Genomic DNA, 23,202 nt, shown 5'->3' with positions numbered 1-23,202 from the left:
AAACTCGTAGCGTGCCATTATTTTGCAGTAGCCGGAGACGTCATACGATTTCATCAACGAAGTCCGATAGCGATCTCCTCCCCCGTTTTACCCCGATCTCGTGAGAGTGCTCACGCACCCCTTGCGAGTATCAATTATGCAGCGTAATTTTAAGCTGAGAACAACCTGACACGAGAAGGAGAACAAACATGGATTGGCGCCACAAGGCAGTGTGCCGCGATGAAGACCCCGAGCTCTTCTTCCCGGTCGGCAACTCGGGACCCGCACTCGCACAGATTGCAACCGCTAAGGTTGTGTGCAACCGTTGCCCCGTGACCTCCCAGTGCCTGGCATGGGCACTGGAATCCGGCCAGGATGCTGGCGTTTGGGGCGGCATGAGCGAAGACGAACGCCGTGCACTCAAGCGCCGTAAGAACCGTGGTCGTACCCGCACCCGCGCGACTGTCTAAAATTTTATCCCACGCTCAGAAGCGGCTACAGTGGTGAGAAGTTTTCACCCCGATTTCCAAGGAGAAACGCATGAGCAAGCGTGGACGTAAGCGCAAGGACCGTCGCAAGGGCAAGGCAAACCACGGCAAACGCCCCAACTCCTAAGCCCAAGCTTGGAGTGTAAGGCCGTTATCCCTCGGATTGGGATAACGGCCTTTCGCGTGTTTGGGGGTAGTTGGACCAGCCGCCTGTCCCCCGCAAATTACCCCCGCCGTTGCTCAATCCGGATGGCTATCGTGATGCGCTCCCGCAACCGCACGGGCGCATGCACGCCGCAGCATTGGCGCACGAGCGCCCGGACTTCCTGTTCGATCCCTAGCGCTTCGAAGCAGGCGGGGCAGGCCAGCACGCGTTCTTTGAGCCGCTGGGCTTCGGCTTGCTCCATGTGCCCGTCCAGCAATAAGAAGAGCGCTTCGTAGGCGTCTTCACAGCCGCAAAAGCATTCGTGGTCTTCTTTCATTTTGCCGGTGCCTTCCGCTTGGTTGTTTCCACCTTTGGGCGTGTGAGCCCAATGCCGTGTTCTTGAGCCACATCCTTCAACACGGCTCGGAGTTGTTTTCTTCCCCGATGTAGTCTGCTCATCACCGTGCCGAGCGGCGTATCCATGATTTCGGCGATTTCTTTATATGCAAGCCCTTCCACATCGGCGTAGTACACCACCATTCTGTATTCTTCCGGCAGGTTGTTCAGCGCTTCGGTGATCTGCGAGTTTGGCAGGAGTTTCAGCGCTTCCACTTCGGCGGATTCAAGCCCGGTGGAGAGGTGTTGCGAGGATTGTAGTAGCTGATGGTCGGTGATTTCTTCGGTGGGGAGTTGCGACGGTTGCCGTTGCGCCTTGCGGTAGGAGTTGATGTATAGGTTGGTCATGATCCGGTATAGCCAGGCTTTCAGGTTGGTGCCTGGTTTGAAGCTATCGAAGGCTTGGTAGGCCCGCATATAGGTTTCTTGTACGAGGTCTTCGGCGTCGGCGGGGTTGCGGGTCATGCGCAGCGCACCGCCGTAGAGCTGGTCCAGAAGCGGGAGGGCTTCGGCTTCGAACCGAGCGGAGGAGTTTTCCGTCATGAGGCACTATTTTAAGGGGTATAACGTGAAACTATGGCAAAGAAGAAGAAGCACGCGGCCGCCACTGCCGCTCTCCAGGTGCTTATCGACGCCGCGATTGCCCACCGCGTGCATACCTTCGACGCTGGCGACGGGGACTATGGTGCCCATGCTGCTGAAGCGCTCCAGCTGCAATTGAACATAGATTCCAATCAGGTTTTTAAGACATTAGTGATAGATCTCACAGCCGGCAAGGGTTCCAAGCGGCAGCTTGCCGTTGCCGTGATCCCCGTAACGCATTCGCTGAGCCTCAAGAAAGCGGCCGCAGCCTTCGGCGTTGCTAAGGCTGTGATGGCGGATTCCGCGGATGCGCAACGCTCGTCTGGCTATATTCCGGGCGGGATTTCCCCGCTTGGCCAGAAGCGCCCGCTCCCCACTGCCATCGATGCGAGCGCCGAGGGGTTTGCAGAGATTTTCGTATCGGGCGGCAAGCGCGGCTTGGATATCGGGCTGGCACCTGCGGACCTTGCCGCGGTGACCAGCGCAAGGTTCGCTGATCTGGTTGCGTAACCCTTTATCATGGGAGTGTGAGTGAATTAACAGCATCGGCAACACCGTTGTGGGCCGCCCCCACGGCGAGTCACCCTATCGTGTGGACGCAGCGCATCCCGGGTTCGAAATCGATGACGAACCGGGCGTTGATCCTAGCCGCGTTGGCGGACGGGCCCTCCACATTGCTGGGGGCGCTGCGCAGCCGGGACACCGACCTGATGATGTCCGCGCTGCAGAACCTAGGCGCCGAGCTGGATATTGATGGCTCCACGATCCACGTTCACCCCCGCCCGCTGCATGGCGGCGACGTGGACTGCGGCTTGGCCGGCACCGTGATGCGCTTCGTCCCGCCGGTCGCGGCCCTGGCCAAGGGCAACACGCATTTCGATGGCGACGCGCAGGCGCGGGTGCGCCCGATGGATACGATCCTCAACGCCTTGCGTGACCTCGGGGTCACCGTGATTGGCGAAAGGCTGCCGTTTAGCATTAGCGGCGGCCAGCCCGCCGGCGGGGTTGTCACCATTGACGCCAGCGCGTCTTCGCAATTCGTTTCGGGCCTATTATTGGCCGGCGCCCGCTACACAGATGGCCTGTGTGTTCGCCACGAGGGCCGCCGCATCCCAAGCACCCCGCACATCGATATGACGGTGGAGATGCTGCGCGCGGCGGGCGTGACGGTGCGCACCGGCGACGCGGAGTGGAGCGTATCGCCCGGCCCGATCCACGGCCGCACGTGGCAGATCGAACCGGACTTGTCCAACGCCACCCCGTTCCTTGCGGCGGCGGCCGTCACCGGCGGCACGGTGCGCATCCCGGATTGGCCGAGCCGCACCACGCAACCGGGCGATGCGTTCCGCGGCATCCTAGAGCAGATGGGCTGTTCGGTCACGCTTTCCAATGGCACTTTGACGGTAACCGGCCCGGATAACCCGCTCCAAGGCGTGACGTTAGATCTTGGCGATATCGGCGAATTGACCCCCACCATCGCCGCCTTGGCCGCGCTCGCGGAGGGCGATTCGCGGCTGACGGGCATCGCGCATTTGCGCGGCCACGAGACGGACCGGTTGGCGGCATTGGCCCGCGAGATCAATAATCTGGGCGGCTCCTGCATCGAATTGCCTGATGGTTTGCATATTTCGCCGCGTCCCTTGCGCGGCGGAATTTGGTGCAGTTACGCGGATCACCGCATTGCCACGGCGGGCGCGATCCTTGGCCTGCGGGTGCCCGGCATGCAGATCGAAAACGTTGAGACCACCGATAAGACGCTGCCCGGCTTTGCCCAGATGTGGGGGGACATGGCCAATGGCTAAGCGCTCGTGGGACGAATCAGATGTTCGAATCCGCCCTGGGAAGGGCTCGCGGCCGCGAACCAAGGACCGTCCCGCGCACGAGCACGCCGAGGTGGGCATGGTGGTCACAAAAGACCGCGGCCGGTGGGGGGTAATTATCGACGGCGCGGACACACCGGTTACCTGTATGCGCGCCCGCGAACTCGGCCGCACGCCCATCGTGGTTGGTGACCGCGTAGCCGTGGTGGGTGATACTTCGGGGACCCCGGGCACGCTGGCGCGAATCGTGCGCCTTGAGGAACGTACGAGCGTATTGCGCCGCACGGCGGATGATATCGACCCATACGAACGCGTGATCGTTGGCAATGCGGAGCAATTATTGATCGTCTCCGCCATCGCCGATCCGCCGCCCCGTTCGGGGTTTGTAGAGCGCGCATTGATCGCCGCGTTCGTGGGCGGCGTGCGCCCGATTATTTGCCTAACCAAGTCCGATCTCGGGGATCCTACGGAGTTCGCCGCCTTGTTTACGGATCTGGAGGTGCCGGTGGTGGTGTGCGGCATTGCCGATCCGATCGAACGCGTGGAGGAATTTGTCGACGGCCACATTACCGCCTTAATCGGCCATTCCGGCGTGGGCAAATCCACCTTGGTAAACCGCCTAGTTCCGGATGCGGATCGCGCCACCGGCGAGGTTTCCGGCGTCGGCAAAGGGCGGCACACATCCAGCCAGTCGGTGGCGTTGCGCTTGCCCCACGGCGGTTGGATCATTGATACGCCCGGGATTCGTTCCTTCGGCCTCGCCCATGTGGAAGCCGATACAATCATTAGTGTGTTCGATGATCTTGCGGCTGCTGCAGCGGAGTGCGCCCGCGGCTGCGATCACCTGACGGATCCGGATTGCGGGCTGAATGCATTGTCGGGGTCCAGCGCCCGCCGGGCCGCGGCGGTGCGTACGCTGCTGCAGGCGCTACGCAGCAACGAGGATTGGTCCTAACATGGGCTGGTGGGTGGGTAGTGGGCATTCCCGCAGCCACGATCGTTCCGGCCGGGGGTTGAGCGAACGTAAGCTTATCGACGCCCATCACGACCGCATCGTCGCAGAACCCCCCATGTTGCCCGCATTGGACCGCGAGGCCATGACGGAAACCCCGCTGAATCGCCTCGCGCTGATCTCGGTCCTAGCGGGCGCAGTGACGGGCCTGCTGGTGGCAGGTTTGAACTATGCCATCGTGCTCACGGAGGAACTGGTGTACGGAACCAACCACCTGATCACCCTGGATCCGGGTTCCGCGGTATCCCCTGCGCGCTTGGCGGTAAGCCTGATCGTGGTGGGTTTTATCACCTCCTGGGCGTGGTATCTCTTAGGCAGATTCGGGCGTCCGATGGTCTCGGTTCCCGGCGCGATGCAGGGCCGTCGGATGCCCACCGTGGAAACGCTGCTCAGCGTGTTTATCCAGGTGATTTCCGTGGCGGCCGGCGCTCCCGTTGGCCGCGAAAACGCCCCACGCCTTGCGGGCGGCCTATCGGCTACCAGCATCGCGTCTTGGTTCCGCTTGGATCTGCATTCCCGCCGCATCGTGATCGCCTCCGCGGCGGGGGCGGGGCTCGCGGCCTCGTTCCATTTGCCGCTCGCCGGCGCATTGTTCACCTTGGAATTGTTGCTGGTAGAGATGTCCACCCGCACCGTGGTCACCGCGATGCTCACCTCCGCCACGGCGGTGGCCACCACTGGGCTGTTTATCACCCCGCACCCGATCTATCACACGGTGCCGCTCACCGAAGATTTTCATAATGTGGTGGCCGCCGTGATCGTCGGGTTCCTAGCGGGCATGGCGGGCCATTGGTTCGGCATCGCGGCCCGCGCAGCCGCGGCCGCCCGACCATTGGATTGGCGCATCCTGTGGCAAATGCCGCTCGCGTTCTGCGGGGTGGCGGTGGCCGCCTATCTGATCCCCGGGGTGAGCGCCAACGGCCGCTGGGCCGCCGACACCATTTTCACCATCGGTCTGCCGCTCGGCACCCTCTGCGTGCTGGGGATCGCACGGGTGATGATGGTGCTGATCTGTTTCCGAGTAGGCACAGTCGGCGGTACCCTCACCCCAGCGTTTTCGCTCGGCGCGATCATCGGCGCCATTATCGGCCTGCTTATTGACCCCCTCTTCCCCCAAGTCCCCCTCGGCGCCTGCGCCCTGATGGGGGCGGCCGCGTTCCTGTCCACCACCATGGCCGCACCGATGTTCGGCATGATTGCCGCCATCGAGTTCACCGATATGCAGGCCCAAGGCTACCTTCCTATGTTCGTAGCAGTTGTCGCGGCGGCGCTGGCAGTCCGACTGTGGGGCATCCTTACCGACAAGGATCAGCGCATGCAACCGTTTACCACCGCAACATGGACTCGGGACACCACCGATCACACCCCTCGGCACGACAAGAGCTAAATCCACGCGCAAGTACACCTGACCTTAATGGTCGACCGCGCGATGGCCCAAACCGCACCCAGTCCGACCGGTCGGCGGGCGAAAGCAATAGGTCGTGCACGGCAGATGAAGTTTTTTACACACGAAAGCCGGATTTTGTGTAATTTTCATCATCTCGGGCCGCCCAGAGCCGCCAGCGCGATATCTTTTACACAGATTTCCGGATTTTGATGTAAAAAATATCGGTAGACACCGTTCAACTCAGCGCGTGGAAATAGGTTGTTTGTAACGGATCGCCCGCGCTTTTCGTCACTGTGACGTAATTCGGCCACACATGTATATAGGCGAGCCAATTGCAGCCCGCAGCAGGCCTGTAAATATAGAGCACAAAATAATAGCAAGCCACATTCCTAGGTGTTGCCATATAGCCCCGACTTAGACCCCCGAAGACACCACGGACTGACCGGTCGGCGGGCGAAAGCGATGGGTTGTGCACTGCAGATGAAGTTTTTTACACACGAAAGCCGGATTTTGTGTAATTTTCATCATCTCGGGCCGCCCAGGGCCGCCAGGGCGATATGTTTTACACAGATTTCCGGATTTTGATGTAAAAAATATCGGTAGACACCGTTCAACTCAGCGCGTGGAAATAGGTTGTTTGTAACGGATCGCCCGCGCTTTTCGTCACTGTGACGTAATTCGGCCATGCATGTATATAGGCGCACCAATTGCAGCCCGCAGGGATCAGGCCCAGCGGCGGGACAAGAGTTGAGCCACGCGCAGCACGTTGTGATATTCGGCGAGCCATACCGGGTCATCCCAATTCCGCGCGCGAATCTGCTGGTCAAACTCCTGGACGGACCACGAGTGAGGATCCCACTCGTCCTCGACAATGCGCAGGCTGCCGTCGCTGCTGCGGTACAAGGTGACGTTCCGGCCCGGCCCAATATTCTCGAAAGATTTCACGTGATCCCCTTCCGTGATATCCGCGCCGGCGGCGAGCCACGCGTCGCCGCGGATGACTGCGTTACCGGCCACCCGGGCGTCGTCAAACAAACTTATGCTGCCGCTTAGCCATGCGTTGCCACCGGCGTAGGCGTCGCGGCAGACGAACACATCGTCGGCGAGGCAGGCGTGCCCATCCACCACGGCATTGCCCGTGACGCGACACCGGCCGGTCACCTCGGCGGCGCCCCCGATGCGTGCGTTGCCGTCGGCGATCACGGAATCATCCAATACCGCCTTGCCGAACACTTTTGCGTTTTCTTGAATGCGGGCGTCGGCACGCAGCTCCGCATTATCGTGCAACCATGCGGTTCCCGCTATGCGCGGCTCACCACTGCTTGTAAACGCCCCGGCCACCCAACCGCCCAAGTCCCCGCGGCGTACCCCCTGCTCCGGAATATCCCGGGTGGCGCGGATCCGCACCAGCACCTCCGGGGAAAGTCCCACGGCCTTTTGCACATTGGTGAGTTCGAAACTTAGACCGGGTGCAGGCGGTGCCGTGGCGACCCGCCACGCCTTGATCTGCGCGCGCAATATCGGGAGCCACTGACGCCACCTGCGGCACTCCCAACGACGCACCTCTCGGTGGAATTCCTTCCACGAGTCGCACGCCCATCCGCCCAGCGTAATGCGTGGGGAATTGTCTCGTTGGCGGGTGATCATCAGCGTTTCCCCCGCCGGGCCGAACGGGGAAATGAGCACGCAATGCGAGCTGTCTCCGACGCTGGCGGTGCCGCCGATGCGGCCATAGCACGGCACGCGCACGCCGCCGAACAGGTGTGCGTCGTCGGAGATTTCCACCTGGCCTTCGAGGGTGACGTCCTCAACCTTCGCGCGGCCGGATACCCGGACGAATTGGGTGAGTTCGCTATCCCCCACCACGCGGGCCTGCTCCGCCACGCTGGCATGGCCCCGGACCCATGACATGCCCGCCACCACGGCCTTGCCCGCCACGATCGCCGAATCGAACACCTGGGCGTGGCCGGTGAGATGGGCTTGTTCTACCACGCTGGCGAAACCGAACACTCGGGCGTGGCCGGACACCTGGGCGCGACCCGCCACCCGCGCCTCCCCATACACGCGGGCATTGCCGCGAATGCGCGCCCGGCCGCGCACCACCGCATGGCCGGAAACGTGGGCTGACCCGCTAAGCCGCGCTTGGTCCAAAAGCATGGCCTCCCCACTCAACCACGCGTGCTTGCCAAGCCGGGGCTTGCCCTTATCGGTGCGTTCGGAGGCGACCCAGCCGCCCCGATCCCCTTTACGCACCCCGTGGTGTGGGATATTGCGCAACGCCCGGATGCGGTACACGCGCACCCCGTCCACGGTGAGCTGAGATTCGCCGGTGAGCTGAAAACTTACACACACGGTGGCCGCCTTTCTGCTAGTTCCCGTACCAGCTAAACACGAATACGGGCCGACGCCAGCGCGATGCGCAACACCTCAGCGATTTTGCTACATCCTGTTATGCTGCGGTTATCTTACATTTGGGCGGGGCTACTTCTTCCTCCCTCGAATCAGGCACGCGCACCACCGGGGTCACTTGGCTAAGCCCCCGAGCAATGGGATGCCGAGCAGCCACCATGGGATGCTGGAGTGCGGGCGCAACACCGACGATTGGGCGCGTGTATAGGTATTAGTCACGGTGGCAACCTCGCCGGCTGCAACCTCGCCGGAAACTTTGAGCGTCCAGTCCGCGCCGTCGATACTCGCGTCACGCTCGGTGACGGTGCACTTATAGCCGTACGGGACGCGGGCGGAGGAACCCGTGGCGCCGGCCTTTACATTGGTCACCTTGCCCACGATGTCCTGCTCGCCGGGTTTGGTGCAGCGATAATCAAAGCTAAAGCTCTCCGGGGTTTTCATGCCGGGATCGGCCTTGACCACCTTTTTGATGGTAAAGGTGCCCTGCAGCGGCACGATGCGCCGGTACACATTGGTTACCGAAATGGCCTCGCCAACCTTGACGGTGCCGGGGTTAAGAACTTCTAGGTCGGCGCCGTCGATATCCGCGTTGAGCTCGGTGACCGCACAGCTGAAACCTTCGGGCACGCCTGGGGATTGCGTCGGGGTATTGGGCAGCACCTTTTCCAGCTTGCCGGTGAAAATGTCCTCGGTGTCCTCGCGTTCGCAACGGTAGGCGAAATCGAAGGTCGCTGGCACCGCCAGGCCCGGATCCGCCTCGACCACTTTGGTGAGCGTGAAATGCCCGAGTTTGCCGTGGTCACGGGTATAGGTATTCATAAAATGGAAGGTGTGGCCGCCGGCCGGGATCTCCACCGTTTGGGTCACCGGCTTTTCCAGCCGATAGCCTGCGGGCACCGAGGAATCCTTTTCCGTTATGGTGCACTTCTTGCCCACCTCGTAATTGCCCACGCCGGTTTCCTTGTTCACCTGGACGCGGATCTCCCGGTCCGCCGCGCCCTCGCATTGCACGTGGAAATCGAAGGATTGGGGCGGGTTTTTCAGGTCTCCCTCGACCTTTTTAAAAATCTTGACGGGGGCTGTTTCGCTGACGATCTTTTGGATCGTATTGGAAAGCGACACCTCCTGGGTCTTCAGGCTTTCAATGATCAGGCTGCTCGGCTGGAACACCGGGGCCTTCCACACGATGCCGGGCACGCGGGGCAGCACCTCGGAGAACTCCACCTTGGTGCCCTTGGGCAGCATGCCGTCGAGCACGCCCTGGAGCCTGCCGTCCTGAGGCAACAGCGCCACCAGCACCTCGCCGCCGGTACCGGCCTCGTTCAGGGTGCCGGGCGCGGCATAGCCAACGCCATCGACCTGGTAATCCGCAGCCCGGGTATCGTCGGGGAAGGTGTACTTCGCCTTCACCTGGTACTCGGCATCAAGGAACTGATCGTCCGGGACGCCGTCCGGATTGTGGAAGGTCTTGCTGATGGCAAAGCCGCCGAAACCGGGGGCCAGCGCGATATTGCCGCCGCCGGCGTCGGTGCAGCGCACCGGGCTGGATTTCGCCTGGATATTCGCGCCGAGCAGGGTGATGTCATTGCGATAATCAAAACCACACACCCGGTTCTGGAACTCCGAACGAATGGGCATATGCGCGCTCAACGCATAATTGGCGTCTGGGCGAAACGGGCCGGTTAGCGCGATGGTGGCGGTACCCTGCTCCGTAAACTCCACCTTCATTTCAAAGCCATCGGCCACGGAAGCGCCAACCTTGGCAAGCATGCGGCGCGGCTGGCTTGGGTCCGCCTCCGAATTGGTTTCCGCAAGGCCCCAAGTGTTCAGCACGCTCGCGTATTCCTCGCCCGCGGGGAGCACTTGGCGGGTGGTATCGGGGCGAGCCTCAAACTCGATGGTGTGCACGGTCGCACCGTCGAAGCTAAGCCCAAGATCGGCGGCGACAACGCCACCATGAAAGCGCACGCTCCACGGAATGGACTTCACATTGGGCAGGATCGGGGTACTCACCACATCAAAGGCTTGCACCTGAAAACCCTGAGGCCGCTCCCTCACACCCAATGGCACCGGGGCAACCGCAGGGACGCCGTTGACGTCGAAGCTAAGCTCGGTGCCTTCGGTGGGCCGCGCGACCGTCGATAAGAACCACAGCTCGCCGGCGGCAACGTGCTCGGGGAACCCTGCGGCGAGCGTGCACACAATTTCCTGCTCGGCCGGCTGGCACGAACCTGCGGGGTGCTCCGCGTCCTCCGCGAAACGCAGCTGGAAGGGCGCATCGGGCTGCACCGTGAGCTCGGGCGGGGTGCGCACGGTCAACGTATCCCCGGGCTGCGCGTCGGCGGGATTGAGCACATCAAAGCCGATGGACACGCGCGCCACATCGCCGCTATACAGCTGGGCCCGGTCGCCCTCTGCGGCAGGCACGCCGGTTGCATCGGATTTGATCAGACTGGCCGAGGTGACCTCAACACGTAGCGGGTTTTGCGCGTGCGCGGTCGGAACCACGAGTGCGAACAACACCGTGACAACCGCGAGCAGTGTGGTCACCGCCCTCGTGCCCAGTCTCAGCTGCAACATATGCTTTGCCTTCCGTAATTCATGGCCACCTCGATGGCTCTCGAAGCTCCCAATATGCCATTTTGTCACTTTTCCTACAAACAGCTCAGGTTCGCTACCCCCGTATGGAGAGCGGCGCGCAAAAGGGCTGAATGTGCAGGTAGACACATACAAGGGAATTACGAAAGGCTCAGCTTTCTCTCAGCAAATTAAGTTTTGCTCAATTTTTCTTTGTGCGGCCGAGATAACAACCCACTACTTCGCGCACTCCGGGTCGAATTGCTTTTAACAATTTCAATCCCTGTTTCAAACCGTGGCGCACGCCGTGCTCGTCGGCGCCGATATGCAATTGGCACTCCACATCCGGGTTCTCGCGGAACGCCTCATTAGAGCGCACCTCGGGGGCGTTGTGCGGCGACGCCACCAGGAAACGGTTCGGCAGCGTGAGCTTCAACAAGGTGCGCTGCACCTTCAGGAATTGCATGGGGAAGGAATCCACGTTATAGGGCAGATCAAACTCCGCCGCCAGCTGCTGCACCTTTTTACCCACCTCGGCCAGCCGGTTGGAAGGCATATCGGGGAACAGGTGGTGCTCGATCTGATAGTTCAGGTTCCCGGAAAGGATAGTCAACGCCTTCCCGCCGTGGAAATTAGCGGACCCGAGCATCTGCCGCAGGTACCACTCGGCGTGGGTCTCGGTGCGCAATTGCTCCTTGGTAAAGGTCTCCGCCTCATCCGGGAAGTGCCCGCAGAAGATCACGGCGTAGGCCCACACGCTCCGCGTCCAGTTCGCCACGGCGTTGGCGGCGACGGTGTGCAGGAAGTTCGGGCCGCTCAGCGCGGGATACAGCACATAATCCTTGAGCACCTGATTGCGGGATTTGCGCACGGCCTCCCAAAATCGCGGCGCCGTTTCCTCCCAGGTTTGTTTGCCCGCAAAGAAGCGCCCAAGCTCCACATCGTAGAAGGCAATGGCCCATTGAAAAAGCGAGGCCAGCACCACATTGGTCACCGGCTGGAAGGCGTACATCGGGGACCAGGCGCGGTCGCGGGTCACGCGCAGGATTCCGTATCCGACGTCGTTATCCATGCCGATGATATTGGTGTACTTGTGGTGCACAAAGTTATGCGAGTGCATCCATTGGGAGCTCGGGCAGGTCATGTCCCATTCCCAGGTGGTGGAGTGGATTTCGGGGTCGTTCATCCAATCCCACTGCCCGTGGATCACATTGTGGCCGATCTCCATATTTTCCAAGATTTTGGAAAGCGCCAGCATGCCGCTGCCCGCCCAGAAACAGGGCCGCTTGTGGCTGAACAGCAGGGTGGCCCGACCGGCCAATTCAAGGCCGCGCTGGAACCGGATCAGCCCTTTAATATATGCAACGTCGCGCGCACCGAGGGAGTCTTCCACCTCCTGCTTGATGGCGTCCAGCCGCCGGCCGATCTCCTCGATGTCTTCATCGGTCAAGTGCGAATACGCACGGATATTATCAATTGCCATTGTTTCTCCTACAGCCCGATCCGTAAATTCCCCGCAGCAACACAAACACACGTACGAATGCGCTCCCCGGGGTGATGGGTTTCCCCGGTGCGCAAGTCGTGCGCATGACCGTCCTCAAGCGGCCGCACACACGTTTGACAGATGCCCATGCGGCAACCGAAAGGCAGCTGCACGCCCGCGCCCTCCCCCGCCTCCAAAATGGTGGTGGCCCCGTCCGCGGACACGCTAGCGCGATCGCCGAAACTGATCACCCCGCCGGTAGCATCCGAGGCGCGATCCAGCGTAAAGCGCTCGGTGCGCACCTCCGGCCAACGCGCCTCCAGCTCATCCAACATCGTGGAAGGCCCGCAGGCGTACATCACGCGCTCGGCCACGTCCGGCACCAACCGCTCAAGGTCGGCGGCCCCCAAGCGCCCATCTTCGCTGGTCACCTGGATATGCACCGGGATCGGCAACCCCTGAAGCACCTCCGCAAACAGCAGGTCCCCACGGTGACGCACCGAATGCACCACCACCACGTCCCCAAGCTGATCGCGCTCCGCCAACGTACGCAGCATCCCAACAATGGGGGTAATCCCGGTGCCCGCGGAAACGAAAAGCAGCTTCTCCGGCACCGGATCGGTGAGATGAAACTCCCCCGCCGGGGCCGCCAGGCGCACCATCATGCCGGGCGTCGCCGTGCCCACCAGGTGGTTCGAAAGCTTCCCGCGTTCCACCGCCCGGACCGTAATAGTCAATAGGTCGGCGGCGGGCTGCGGGGCGCAGGTCAGTGAGTAGCTACGCCAGGTGAAGCGGCCGTCGATAGGCACCCCTATGCCTATGTATTGGCCGGCGTGAAAGTCCACCGGCACCCCCCAACCGGGGCGGATGCTCAGGCTTACCGTATCCGCCGTGGGCCTGTCCACGTGTTCGATTCGCCCACGCAATTCGCGGGCCGACCAAAGTGGGTTCACTAGCTGCGTATAGTCGTCCGGAAGCAGCGGCGTGGTAAAGCGTCGGAGCGCGCTCCGCAAAGAGCGCAAGCCGTCGCGCGGGAGGGCTGGTGCCACGTGAGGCTCCTATCGTGTGCTGAAGTAACGTCACCGTAGCTTACGCACACGTAGGTTCATTTGAAAATCCGAAGCCCGCCAGAGATTAGAACAAAGATACAAGTAGCGGAAGCTCTGCCGGATCGTACCAAGCCATCAGGTTATCGATAGCATCGCCGACCGCCAGCTCCGCGTCCTCATCGCCCAAATCCGCCGCATCCACCGCAGCCACTGCCGCCGCGGTCGCCGCCTCGCTTTCCTCAACATCCACGTGAATCGCCGCTACCTGCGCCAATTCGAGCTTCGCCGGGGCCAGCCGCACCACGGATTCCCCCAGCTCCGGCTGCAGCGTCACCTGCGAATCCGGCACCTCCACGGTGACCACCACGCGACGCTGCGGAAACGGCGTGTCCCCACCGCTCAACAGGCGTAACGACGCCCGCGCGGCATCATCAAAGGCGGAATGCGCAATCTCTTCCTCGTCCCCCGCCGTGTAAAAATCCAGCAACGCGGGGGTAACCGCAAACCCCCAACCCGAGCGTGCAAAAAACTCGCCGCGATCGTGGAGCTCGCCGAGAATGCTGAACGTGGCAGGAACATACACTCGCACTAGAATTCGCCCTCTAGACCGAATAGCCCCGTGATCTCTACGACAGCACGATCGAATTGCTGGTAGTACACCCCCACCAAACCGGCATCCACCGCGGCGCGCACATTCAGGATTTCGCTATCCACGAGCACGCAATCCCTGCGATCCAACTCCACCACATCGGCCGCGATCTGGAAGGCCTCCGGCTCCGGCTTTTCAATGCCCGTGTCCTTGGAAAGCACCACGGCGTCCACCACGCCGTCGGCACGCAATGCCTGCATGGCGGAGATTCTGCCCGCATCCTCTTCATTCGAAAGAATGACCGTACCTATGCCTTGCGCGCGGGCGGCGGCTAACAGGTTGCGCCACCTGCGCTGATCTTCGTCTGTTCCGTCCAATACGCCGTTATACTCAACGACTAAGCCTCGCACCGTATATTCTCCTTCGGTTTAAATTCAGCGCCCATGCGCCCGCAATTCGTGTCATAGTAAAACTATCCCGAATACCCACAGTTGTCACCGTGCGCAATATAAATTCCTTTGGATTCTTGGGGGGTCCGCACATGCTCACCGCTATTCCCGGCTGCAATCACCTGAAAATTTGGCAGGGCGGCCCAGACGATGCAACCGCCGATCCGCTGCCGCCGCCGACTACCACGACGGGCCCCCTCCCCTGCAACGAACGCATTGTGCACCGCCTGATCACCGCCGCATTAGAGGTTGCCGCAGGCAGAAAACCTCCCGCCAGCTTATCGACGTCCCGCTACTCCCCCGCCGTCGTACGCCACGTCAGCGTGCGGCGCAAGGTTTACGCGCAACGCGGCAACGCCAGCATCCGATCGATCCATGCGCACCGCTGCGCCCCCGGCACCCTGAACCTCGCGGGGGCGTGCAGCCTCGCCGGCTTAACTTACGCCTACGCCGCCAAGATCCAGGTGACCCCCGACGGCGACATCCGCCTGGAATCCTTGCGCATCCTTTAGCGCCCGCCTGTGAGGTCGGCTAGGCATCCCGCCCGCACCTAGGCCGGTGGAACGCCGGGTTAAACCTCGGCGGGGCCGCTCATGCGCAGGTCGCGGGGGTCGCGGCGTCGAACGCCAAGGTCGCTGGCGTCAACCTTGCCGTCCTTGTTTACGTCCGCGCTGCCGGCGGCCTGCATATCGGGCAGGAATTGCTTGCGCAGCAAGAAGAGCTCGCGGACGGTTTCTTCCTTGATGCCGTCCTTCATGGCATTGAACATATCGCCGCCCTCCTTTTGGTACTCCACGAGGGGGTCGCGCTGGGCCATGGCGCGCAGGCCGATGCCTTCCTTCAGGTAGTCCATTTCGTACAGATGTTCGCGCCACTTTTTGTCCACCACATTAAGGATCACCATGCGCTCGATGGCACGCATCTGGTCCTCGCCAGCGATAAGCGCGACCTGGGATTCCAGGGCCTTGTACTGGTTGTGGGCGTCCTCGATCAGGGCGTCGCGAAGATCGGTTGCGGAAAGCTCGCCGCGGCCGCCGTACTCGGAGCCTTCGAGCATGCTTTCCCACGTCATGGAGGGCCCATAGAGGCCTTCCAGGGCGTTCCAGAGGGCGTCCATATCCCAGTCCTCCACATAGCCATTGGCGGTGGCACCCGCGACGTACGCTTCGATGGTCTCATCGATCATGTTTTGGACCTGGTCGCGGACATCGCGGCCATCGAGGATCTCACGGCGCTCGCGGTAGATCACCTTGCGCTGTTCGTTCATCACCTCGTCGTACTTGAGCACGTTCTTGCGCATCTCAAAGTTCTGGTTCTCCACCTGCGTCTGCGCGCTCTTGATGGCGCTGGACACCATCTTCGCCTCGATCGGCACATCGTCCGGCACATTGAGGCGGTTCATCATCGCCTCCATCGACTGCCCGGAGAAACGCACCATCAGCTCGTCGCGCATAGACAGGTAGAAGCGCGTAGTGCCCGGGTCGCCCTGGCGGCCGGAACGACCGCGCAGCTGATTATCAATGCGGCGCGACTCGTGGCGTTCCGTGCCCAACACGTACAAACCGCCAGCGTCGCGCACCTTATCCGCTAGGTCCGACGAACGCTGCTTCATGCGGGTGATCTCATCGTCCCACGCGGCCTCATACTCCTCCGGCGTTTCCACCGGGTCGAGGCCACGAGCGCGCAGATTCAGGTCGGCGAGGATATCCGGGTTGCCGCCCAGCACGATATCGGTACCACGACCGGCCATATTGGTGGCCACGGTCACCGCGCCCGGCAAACCGGCCTGGGCCACGATCTCAGCCTCTTTATCGTGGTGCTTCGCGTTCAGCACGTGGTGCTTAATGCCGCGACGCTGCAACAATTGGGACAGGTATTCGGAACGCTCCACGGACGTAGTACCCACCAGGATCGGTTGCCCGGCCGCGGAGCGCTCGGCGATATCGTCGGCCACCGCCGCGAACTTCGCTTCCTGCGTCTTGTACACCAGGTCCGTAAGGTCCTCCCGCTGGTTCGGGCGGTTCGTGGGGATCGGCACCACATCAAGCTTATAAATCTGATGCAGCTCGGAAGCCTCGGTTTCGGCGGTACCCGTCATGCCGGCAAGCTTCTTGTACAGGCGGAAATAATTCTGCAAGGTGATGGTGGCCAAGGTTTGGTTTTCGTTCTTGATCTCCACCCCTTCCTTCGCCTCGATGGCCTGGTGCATGCCCTCGTTGTATCGACGCCCCGCCAGCACGCGCCCCGTGAACTCGTCGACGATCATGACCTCACCGTTGCGCACAATATAGTCCTTGTCGCGGGCGAACAGCTCCTTGGCCTTAATGGCGTTATTGAGGTAGCTGACCAGCTGGGAATGCTCCGGCGCATACAAGTTATCGATGCCGAGCTGATCCTCCACATATTCGACGCCCTTTTCCTTCACACCGATGGTGCGCTTCCGCTCATCGATCTCGTAATGCAAGTCGCGGGTCATGCGAGGAACGATCATCGCAAACGCGGAATACCATTCGGAAGAGCCCTCAGCCGGGCCTGAAATGATCAGCGGTGTACGCGCTTCGTCGATAAGAATGGAGTCCACCTCGTCGACGATGGCGTAGTTATGCTCACGCTGCACGAGCTCGTCCACGGAACGCGCCATATTATCGCGCAAATAGTCGAACCCGAACTCGTTGTTGGTGCCATACGTAATGTCCGCGTTATAGGCAATGCGGCGCTGATCCGGCGTCATCTCGGACAGGATCACGTCGGTGGTCAAACCGAGGAAACGGTGCACGCGGCCCATCCACTCCGCGTCGCGCTTAGCCAGGTAATCGTTCACGGTGACCACATGCACGCCATTACCCTCCAACGCATTAAGATACGCGGGAAGCACGCAGGTCAGGGTCTTGCCCTCACCGGTGCGCATCTCGGCAACATTGCCAAAGTGAAGCGCCGCACCACCCATGATCTGCACAGGGTAATGCTTTTGGTTCAACACGCGCCAAGAGGCTTCGCGGGCGACGGCGAAGGCTTCCAACAGAATGTCATCAAGGTCTTCGCCGTTCGCCAGACGATCCTTGAATTCTGCGGTCTGACGCTTGAGCTGCGCATCGCTCATCCCAGAGTATTCCGTCTCCAAATCGATCACAGCGTCGGCAATCCTCTGGAGGCGTTTTACGGCGCGGCCTTCACCAATTCGCAGGATTTTGGACAGTCCAAACACGGGCTTAAGTCCTTACAAAAATTGAGGGTTTTTATCAACAGTCTCGGCCATTCTACTCTCTGAGCCCACTCATCAGCGAACCCACCTCCACGGGGTGGCGCGCCGCGAAAAAGTAGAAAAGCTTGAGGCGTCAAAGCCGACGCCCATCAGGCCATACGCTACTCACCCTCACGTTGAAGCGATCGATTTAGCCTATGAGGTTCTAAGGTGGACAAGTTTTAGGCGTCAGCTGCCAAGCAGGCGGAAATCGCGTCTAACCAACTCCATTTCACTGAGCGCATCACCCACGCTCATCGGGGTTGCAGGGTAGCCGAATGTGCGAACAATCTGGCCGGGCATCACATCGCGCACCCCTTTAAATACTTTGACTTTTCCGAGCCAACCAAGCACAGACCGGCTCGGGACACGACCGATCCACACATGCAAGCTCGAAGTATTCGAGCCATCAAGCCCTAGCAGATCTGCCTCAGGCACATCTAACACGGCCGTTTTGCGTTCCTGCGGAAACACCGTCCCGAGCACCCCGGCATGTCGAATCTGCCTGAGCAGGGGTTTCGCGAGCCAGCGTCCGCAGCAAAATAACCACGACGAAACCCGACCGCCGGGGCTGAGGCGCGCGGCGGGCGCGAACCCAGGTTTTTCGCAGCCCGAACCGCGCGCACAGTTAGAGATTTTTCGAATCATTGGCCCCGCTAAATCTGCCTCAGGCACATCTAACACGGCCGTTTTGCGTTCCTGCGGAAACACCGTCCCGAGCACCCCGGCATGTCGAATCTGCCTGAGCAGGGGTTTCGCGAGCCAGCGTCCGCAGCACAACTACAACGGCGAAGCCCAACACATCCGCAACGCATTGTCCTGCTAAACCTGCGCAACCCAGGTTCTACGCACCAAGCACATGCAGCAACGAACCCGCCTCCACAAGGAGGCGGGTCCGCATAATTGAAAAAATTTTAGGCGTCAGTTGCCAAGCTGATCAGGCCATAATCAAACGCGTGGCGGCGGTACACCACCGACGGGCGGCCGGTCTCTTCATTGACAAACAGGTAGAAATCGTGTCCCACCAGCTCCATTTCACTGAGCGCATCATCCACGCTCATCGGGGTTGCAGGGTGTTCCTTTGTGCGAACAATCTGGCCAGGCATCACATCGCTGACGGCGTCTGCATAGGGATCCTCATCGAATTCCCCCTTCACCTCGACCTTCGGGGCGACCTCGGTAACGAGCTCGGCTGCTAGTGCACCCGTGCCCATCGGCGCGCGGTGCCCTGAACGACTGATCTTCCGGCGCGCCTTCACCTTGCGCAGCGAGCGCTCCATGCGTGCAAGTGCGGTCTCCAACGCGGCGTAGAAGCTATCTTCCTTCGCCTCGGCGCGGGCGATATGGCCCTTGCCGGTCGCGGTGATCTGGATCTTGTCACTCTCATCAGCGCGGCGCGGATTCGGCTCATGCTGAAGCTCAACATGGAAAAACGTGAGGGTGGGATCGAGGTGCTCGATCTTGGCAAGTTTCTTTTGCACTCGCTCCGCGAAATGCTCAGGAACTTCCACATTACGGCCGGTGATACTCACCTGAGTTTCGGGGCGCAGAACGTTGCTTTCAGCAGGTCTGGTCACGTGCTCTTACCTCCCGGTATCGGCCACCGCACACTGTGGGCGGATTTACTCACAGCGTCCAACGGTGAACTGCACCCTCAGAATACATCTGGTCATAACCATCCCGCCATGCGTTATGCCGAACATACAACCAAGATGCCGGTGACCTGCGCACCCGCACTTCGTAGCACGCTCGCTGCGGCTTCCCCCGTTGCCCCCGTGGTCACAACGTCGTCCACCAACAGGATTTTTCTGGGCACATCGTGTACGGCTACCAGCCGCACTCCGTGGGCGAGATTCGCCCGCCGCTGTCCGGGACTCAACCCAACGGAGTCTCGGACCTTGCTACTGTGTTCGAGGCAACACGCGGTGGGAAAACCGCTCGCGCGGCAGATCGCGGTCACCGGATCCCCACCCCGCAATCGAGCGTTTTTGCGACGCGTCGGGGCGGGCACCAGCGTGACATCATCGGCCACCTCCCCGCGCGCGATCAGGAAGCGAATCGCCGCCCCGATCACCGCCCCGATATCGGCTCGAATATCCATGCGACCCCGCTCCTTCATGGCTAGGATTACCTGCCGGTGCACGCCGGCGTACGGAGACAGCGCCCATACCGGAGCGAGCGGGTCTACGGGCGTCGCAACGCGGTATGGAGGATGTCGCAGGCCCGTTCGACAATTCGCACACAGGCGCGTACCGGCGACACCACAGCCGGCACAGGACTGCGGCAGCAATAATTCCATTAGTCCGCAACCACGGGTGCCGCGCGGGTACCCTGCAATGCGGGCACCTCGCGCCAGAAGGCCGAACCCTCAGCGGAGGTAGGTAACCGCAGCACAGCGCGGGAATCGGTGATATAGATCGTGTTCGAACTCGCCGCGATAGCCACCACGGGAGCGGTGACATTGCCCGTGGGCAACGAGGACAGCGCGGAACCGTCGACCTCCACCCGCCACACCGGCGCCTCCGAGCTTGCGGTGCCCACCAGCAGCGAATCGTCTTGCTGCCAATCGAGCGTGAGTGCGGTATCGCCAATGGTCGGCGCCACCTCGATCACATCCACGATCTTGCGCTCCCCGGCGGCCGGGCGCGCCACGGTCCCCACGTAGACGCGGCCTCCCATAATCACCGCGACTCGCACGCCAGTTCGCGAAAGGCGCAGGACGCTAATGGGCTCCTCGGATTGATCAAGCTCGGTGGTGTCCACCTCGATCTGCGCCAGCTCGCCGGTGGTGGTCGAGCGCGCCACGCGGACGACCTGCTTGCCGTCGGAAACCGTCCACAGCGCGGTGCCATCGTGTTCGAACGTAGGTCTGGATAACGAGCGGGCCTGCAGCACCTCGCTAACCTGCCCATCTTGCCGGGACAGCTCCAGCGTGGACTTCCGGTCCTCCCCCTCGCCGCGCGCTATCACCGCCGCCGTCACCCCCGCACTGGAGGAAACATCCGCAGATTCTATCGAACCGGAGGATCCGAACTTCCCGGCCACCGGGGCCGCGCGCGAGGAGTCCACCGTGTATAAGGAACCGCTGCTCAGCGCGTACAGGGGAGCGATCGCGCCGTCGTCGGCATTGGGGTTGAACTCGGCCACGTCTTCGACACTGAGATCGGTTTCCTGCGAGCCATCGAAGTCCACGCTATAGGGCGCGTTCACCCCCGCCGAAGCCAGCGTCCACGTGAGCTGCGCGGTAAAGCGATGCCGGGCTTCCTCGTCCAATTCGCCCAGGCCTGTGAACGTATATTTGCCTTCGTGTTTGCCGGTAAAGGCGGAATCCTTGGGCACCTTGGTCACCACGCCTTGGGCGAGCGGCCCCTGCGGCCCTTCCATAAGCAGCGAGATCAGCGCCGTGTCCAGGCTGGCTTGGCCGTTGTACACCCAACGCCGGTCGCGCACCAGGAATTTCTCGGTGGGGTCGAAGAAAAACAGGTGGTACGGCTGGTAATTCTTGCGCATTTCCGCGCGTTCCATGATCACCCCGGCGGGCAGCCCGGAGATGCGCCACTCCCCTTCTTCGCGCCGGAGTTCGATAACAGTTTCGTAGTCGCCGTGGTCGGGCCGGTACACGCCGCCGGTGCCCAGCGAGCCGACAACCGTGCCGCGCACCACGTACGAGATCGCGTCGTTCGAGGCCCCCGGTTTCGCGTTCAGGTCGATGCGATCCAGGATCATGGTCGTCGATTGATCGTCCCACTCCTCGCCCATACGTTTGGTCAGAAAGGCGCGCGCCGATTGGTGACGCTGCGTGGGCACCGCCGAAGCCGCAAAAAAATCGCGCAGCAGCAGGTCCGGCTCCCGCCCCGCCACCGGTCCCGCGGCCGCCGTACTCGTTTGCGCCGGCGTGAACGAACGCAAGGCTTGCGGCGAAGAGTCCCCCGGCACCGTCGTACAGGCGGCGAGTATCGACGCCGCGACTACCACCACGCCGAGCCTCCTCATACGCTTACCTCCTTCGACGGCGACTGTGCGGCATGTTTCGGACCCGGCACGGGCGGCAGCTCCAATGGAATAGGGCTCTCCTTGTAGGGGGCCTTGGGCTCGCGCGGCAAGGTCAATCGGAACCTGGATCCGCGCCCCGGTTCGCCGACCGCGTCCAGCCTGCCGCCGTGCAATTGGGCGTCCTCATGTGCGATTGCCAAGCCCAGGCCGGTGCCGCCGGAATGGCGCTTGCGCGCCGGATCGGCCCGCCAGAAACGGTTAAACACCAGTTCTTCCTGGCCCGGCTTCAACCCCACGCCGTGATCGGTGACGGCGATGGCCACGGCGTCGTCAGTAGCCACTACGTCTACCTCCACGGGCTTGCCTTCGCTGTGGTCAATGGCATTGGCCAGCAGGTTGCGCAAGATACGTTCGATGCGGCGGGAATCCACCGTCACCGGCACCGGCCCCTCCGGCTGGCTAAAGGTCACGGTGACGCCTAGCTTCTCGGCGAGGTGATGCACCTGCTTCCACGCGGCGGCCACGCACGTCTTAATGTCCGTCTGGCTTTCGGAAAGATCCGCCACACCCGCATCGTGGCGGGAGATCTCCAGCAGATCATTGAGCAGGGATTCAAAACGATCCAGCTCGCGGACCATCAGCTGGCTGGCGCGTTGCGTATACGGATCCAGCGAATCCGAATTATCCGCGATCATGTCCGCAGCCATGCGCACGGTGGTCAGCGGCGTGCGCAGCTCGTGGGACACATCCGAGGTAAATTGCCGCTGCAGATTGCCATACTCCTCCAATTGATGGATCTGCTTGGACAGGTTCTCCGCCATGGTGTTAAAGCTCACCGCGAGGCGGGCCATCTCGTCCTCGCCCTCCACCACCATGCGTTCGCGCAGGTGGCCAGCGGAAAAGCGCTGCGCGATGCGGCTCGCCGAGCGCACCGGCGCGGTGACCTGTTGCGTGAGCAGCCAGGCGATGCCCACGATCAACACCACAAGGACCACACCACCCGCCGAAAGCAGGCCGCGCATCAGGGCCAGCGTGGATTCCTCCGCCTCCAAGGGCATGACTAAATACACCTGCAGCCCGGGGATATCGGAATCCGTCGGGGAGCCGATAATCAGTGCCTTATAGGGGTTTCCGTCGACGCGATTGATCGTGGCGTATTGGAAGGACACCTGCCCTTCGCTCACAAAATGACGCAACCGTTCCGGGATCTGGTATCCCTCCGGCGAGGTGATGTCCGAGCCGTCGTCGACGATCAGCACCGGCTCGAACACCGTCGATGGGTCGGCGGCGGCACCGTTGCGATTCGCCAGCGCCGCGCGCGCGGAATTCACCCGGGTTTGTAGCGAGTTCGACGAGTCCGTAGCGGCAATCTGCTGCTCCACCGCGATGCGAGCACGGTCAATCTCCGAGCTCGCGATCTCCAGTTTGGCGTCCACCAGTCGCTGTGCGACCACGTTCACCATAAACAGGCCAAGCACGGCCACCACCAGCACGGTGGCAGCCAAAATCGAACCAATGACGCGTACTTGCAGAGACGTGCGCCAAAGTTCTACCGCTTGGTGGCGGAGTAGGAAAAACTTCCGCCGGACGTCGGCAACCACGA

The 23,202-nt window shown here is 61.7% G+C and carries 20 protein-coding genes and 1 pseudogene; 7 read left to right on the top strand and 14 right to left on the bottom strand.

Features of this window, described 5'->3' with window-relative positions; translation table 11 throughout:
- Nucleotides 1-188: 188 nt before the first annotated feature.
- Both CCANI_RS03265 and CCANI_RS13600 read left to right on the top strand, forming a co-directional pair.
- On the top strand, nt 189-449 hold the full coding sequence (locus CCANI_RS03265) for a WhiB family transcriptional regulator (RefSeq protein ID WP_027012530.1): 261 nt from the start codon (nt 189-191) through the stop codon (nt 447-449).
- A 70-nt stretch (nt 450-519) separates the two neighbouring features.
- Complete coding sequence (locus CCANI_RS13600; protein ID WP_390885311.1) at nt 520-594, top strand: 50S ribosomal protein bL37; 75 nt, start codon at nt 520-522, stop codon at nt 592-594.
- A gap of 97 nt (nt 595-691) precedes the next feature.
- Here the strand turns inward: CCANI_RS13600 and rsrA are convergent, their stop codons facing one another.
- A complete protein-coding gene (gene rsrA, locus CCANI_RS03260) occupies nt 692-949 on the bottom strand; it encodes a mycothiol system anti-sigma-R factor (RefSeq protein WP_146323834.1) in 258 nt (85 codons plus the stop codon).
- Nucleotides 946-1,551: a sigma-70 family RNA polymerase sigma factor gene (locus CCANI_RS03255; RefSeq protein ID WP_146323835.1), complete on the bottom strand. Its 606-nt coding sequence runs from the start codon at nt 1,549-1,551 to the stop codon at nt 946-948. The genes rsrA and CCANI_RS03255 overlap by 4 nt, the downstream gene beginning before the upstream one ends.
- Nucleotides 1,552-1,584: 33 nt before the next feature.
- Here CCANI_RS03255 and ybaK point away from each other — a divergent pair, with 33 nt between their 5' ends.
- The 4 genes from ybaK (at nt 1,585) to CCANI_RS03235 (ending at nt 5,809) form a co-directional block, all read left to right on the top strand.
- Nucleotides 1,585-2,100: a Cys-tRNA(Pro) deacylase gene (gene ybaK / locus CCANI_RS03250; RefSeq protein ID WP_146323836.1), complete on the top strand. Its 516-nt coding sequence runs from the start codon at nt 1,585-1,587 to the stop codon at nt 2,098-2,100.
- Between the two features lie 17 nt (nt 2,101-2,117).
- Nucleotides 2,118-3,392, top strand: a complete 1,275-nt coding sequence (aroA, locus tag CCANI_RS03245; protein WP_246118176.1) for a 3-phosphoshikimate 1-carboxyvinyltransferase — start codon at nt 2,118-2,120, stop codon at nt 3,390-3,392.
- Nucleotides 3,385-4,365 carry a ribosome small subunit-dependent GTPase A gene (gene rsgA, locus CCANI_RS03240; RefSeq protein WP_146323837.1) on the top strand — a complete coding sequence of 327 codons (981 nt, stop codon included), beginning with the start codon at nt 3,385-3,387 and terminating at the stop codon, nt 4,363-4,365. Before aroA ends, rsgA begins: the two co-directional genes overlap by 8 nt.
- Nucleotides 4,366-4,507: 142 nt before the next feature.
- Nucleotides 4,508-5,809, top strand: a complete 1,302-nt coding sequence (locus tag CCANI_RS03235) for a chloride channel protein (protein ID WP_146323923.1) — start codon at nt 4,508-4,510, stop codon at nt 5,807-5,809.
- A gap of 723 nt (nt 5,810-6,532) precedes the next feature.
- Here the strand turns inward: CCANI_RS03235 and CCANI_RS03230 are convergent.
- From CCANI_RS03230 to CCANI_RS03205, 6 genes are all read right to left on the bottom strand, one after another.
- A complete protein-coding gene (locus CCANI_RS03230; protein WP_146323838.1) occupies nt 6,533-8,161 on the bottom strand; it encodes a hypothetical protein in 1,629 nt (542 codons plus the stop codon).
- A gap of 171 nt (nt 8,162-8,332) precedes the next feature.
- Nucleotides 8,333-10,798 (bottom strand): DUF5979 domain-containing protein, encoded by a 2,466-nt coding sequence (locus tag CCANI_RS03225; RefSeq protein ID WP_146323839.1) that lies wholly within the window; start codon nt 10,796-10,798, stop codon nt 8,333-8,335.
- Nucleotides 10,799-10,997: 199 nt separating this feature from the next.
- Complete coding sequence (locus CCANI_RS03220; protein WP_146323840.1) at nt 10,998-12,278, bottom strand: fatty acid desaturase family protein; 1,281 nt, start codon at nt 12,276-12,278, stop codon at nt 10,998-11,000.
- Between the two features lie 8 nt (nt 12,279-12,286).
- A complete protein-coding gene (locus CCANI_RS03215) occupies nt 12,287-13,327 on the bottom strand; it encodes a ferredoxin reductase (protein ID WP_146323841.1) in 1,041 nt (346 codons plus the stop codon).
- An 85-nt stretch (nt 13,328-13,412) separates the two neighbouring features.
- Nucleotides 13,413-13,916, bottom strand: coding sequence for a DUF6912 family protein (locus tag CCANI_RS03210; protein ID WP_146323842.1), 504 nt, complete (start codon nt 13,914-13,916; stop codon nt 13,413-13,415).
- Entirely contained in the window at nt 13,916-14,326 is a 411-nt protein-coding gene (locus CCANI_RS03205) for an HAD family hydrolase (protein ID WP_146323843.1), read from the bottom strand. Before CCANI_RS03205 ends, CCANI_RS03210 begins: the two co-directional genes overlap by 1 nt.
- Nucleotides 14,327-14,415: 89 nt before the next feature.
- Here CCANI_RS03205 and CCANI_RS03200 point away from each other — a divergent pair, with 89 nt between their 5' ends.
- Nucleotides 14,416-14,877, top strand: coding sequence for an Rv3235 family protein (locus CCANI_RS03200; RefSeq protein ID WP_290211536.1), 462 nt, complete (start codon nt 14,416-14,418; stop codon nt 14,875-14,877).
- Nucleotides 14,878-14,936: 59 nt separating this feature from the next.
- Here the strand turns inward: CCANI_RS03200 and secA are convergent, their stop codons facing one another.
- The 6 genes and pseudogenes from secA to mtrB all read right to left on the bottom strand — a co-directional run bounded on the left by secA (nt 14,937) and on the right by mtrB (nt 23,200).
- The gene (secA, locus tag CCANI_RS03195) at nt 14,937-17,570 is read right to left on the bottom strand and encodes a preprotein translocase subunit SecA (RefSeq protein ID WP_146323845.1); all 2,634 of its coding nucleotides are present in this window, start codon (nt 17,568-17,570) and stop codon (nt 14,937-14,939) included.
- 237 nt (nt 17,571-17,807) lie between these two features.
- Nucleotides 17,808-17,921: pseudogene (locus CCANI_RS03190) on the bottom strand (sigma 54 modulation/S30EA ribosomal C-terminal domain-containing protein); the annotation flags it as partial.
- A gap of 599 nt (nt 17,922-18,520) precedes the next feature.
- Nucleotides 18,521-19,183 (bottom strand): ribosome hibernation-promoting factor, HPF/YfiA family, encoded by a 663-nt coding sequence (gene hpf / locus CCANI_RS03185; protein WP_146323846.1) that lies wholly within the window; start codon nt 19,181-19,183, stop codon nt 18,521-18,523.
- Nucleotides 19,184-19,296: 113 nt separating this feature from the next.
- Nucleotides 19,297-19,905: a ComF family protein gene (locus CCANI_RS03180; RefSeq protein ID WP_146323847.1), complete on the bottom strand. Its 609-nt coding sequence runs from the start codon at nt 19,903-19,905 to the stop codon at nt 19,297-19,299.
- Nucleotides 19,905-21,599 carry an MtrAB system accessory lipoprotein LpqB gene (gene lpqB / locus CCANI_RS03175; protein ID WP_146323848.1) on the bottom strand — a complete coding sequence of 565 codons (1,695 nt, stop codon included), beginning with the start codon at nt 21,597-21,599 and terminating at the stop codon, nt 19,905-19,907. The genes CCANI_RS03180 and lpqB overlap by 1 nt, the downstream gene beginning before the upstream one ends.
- Nucleotides 21,596-23,200, bottom strand: coding sequence for an MtrAB system histidine kinase MtrB (gene mtrB, locus CCANI_RS03170; protein WP_186750135.1), 1,605 nt, complete (start codon nt 23,198-23,200; stop codon nt 21,596-21,598). The genes lpqB and mtrB overlap by 4 nt, the downstream gene beginning before the upstream one ends.
- Nucleotides 23,201-23,202 lie beyond the last annotated feature (2 nt).

Source organism: Corynebacterium canis (assembly GCF_030408595.1).
Lineage (GTDB): Bacteria > Actinomycetota > Actinomycetes > Mycobacteriales > Mycobacteriaceae > Corynebacterium > Corynebacterium canis.
This window is presented reverse-complemented; position numbering and strand designations above follow the sequence as displayed.

Bases quoted from the DNA above. Each gene is read 5' to 3' on its own strand.
- rsrA (WP_146323834.1), bottom strand. From the start codon at position 949: ATGAAAGAAGACCACGAATGCTTTTGCGGCTGTGAAGACGCCTACGAA.
- CCANI_RS03225 (WP_146323839.1), bottom strand. From the start codon at position 10,798: ATGTTGCAGCTGAGACTGGGCACGAGGGCGGTGACCACACTGCTCGCG.
- rsgA (WP_146323837.1), top strand. From the start codon at position 3,385: ATGGCTAAGCGCTCGTGGGACGAATCAGATGTTCGAATCCGCCCTGGG.
- CCANI_RS03265 (WP_027012530.1), top strand. From the start codon at position 189: ATGGATTGGCGCCACAAGGCAGTGTGCCGCGATGAAGACCCCGAGCTC.
- ybaK (WP_146323836.1), top strand. From the start codon at position 1,585: ATGGCAAAGAAGAAGAAGCACGCGGCCGCCACTGCCGCTCTCCAGGTG.
- lpqB (WP_146323848.1), bottom strand. From the start codon at position 21,599: ATGAGGAGGCTCGGCGTGGTGGTAGTCGCGGCGTCGATACTCGCCGCC.
- CCANI_RS03255 (WP_146323835.1), bottom strand. From the start codon at position 1,551: ATGACGGAAAACTCCTCCGCTCGGTTCGAAGCCGAAGCCCTCCCGCTT.
- CCANI_RS03235 (WP_146323923.1), top strand. From the start codon at position 4,508: ATGACGGAAACCCCGCTGAATCGCCTCGCGCTGATCTCGGTCCTAGCG.
- CCANI_RS03180 (WP_146323847.1), bottom strand. From the start codon at position 19,905: ATGGAATTATTGCTGCCGCAGTCCTGTGCCGGCTGTGGTGTCGCCGGT.
- CCANI_RS03220 (WP_146323840.1), bottom strand. From the start codon at position 12,278: ATGGCAATTGATAATATCCGTGCGTATTCGCACTTGACCGATGAAGAC.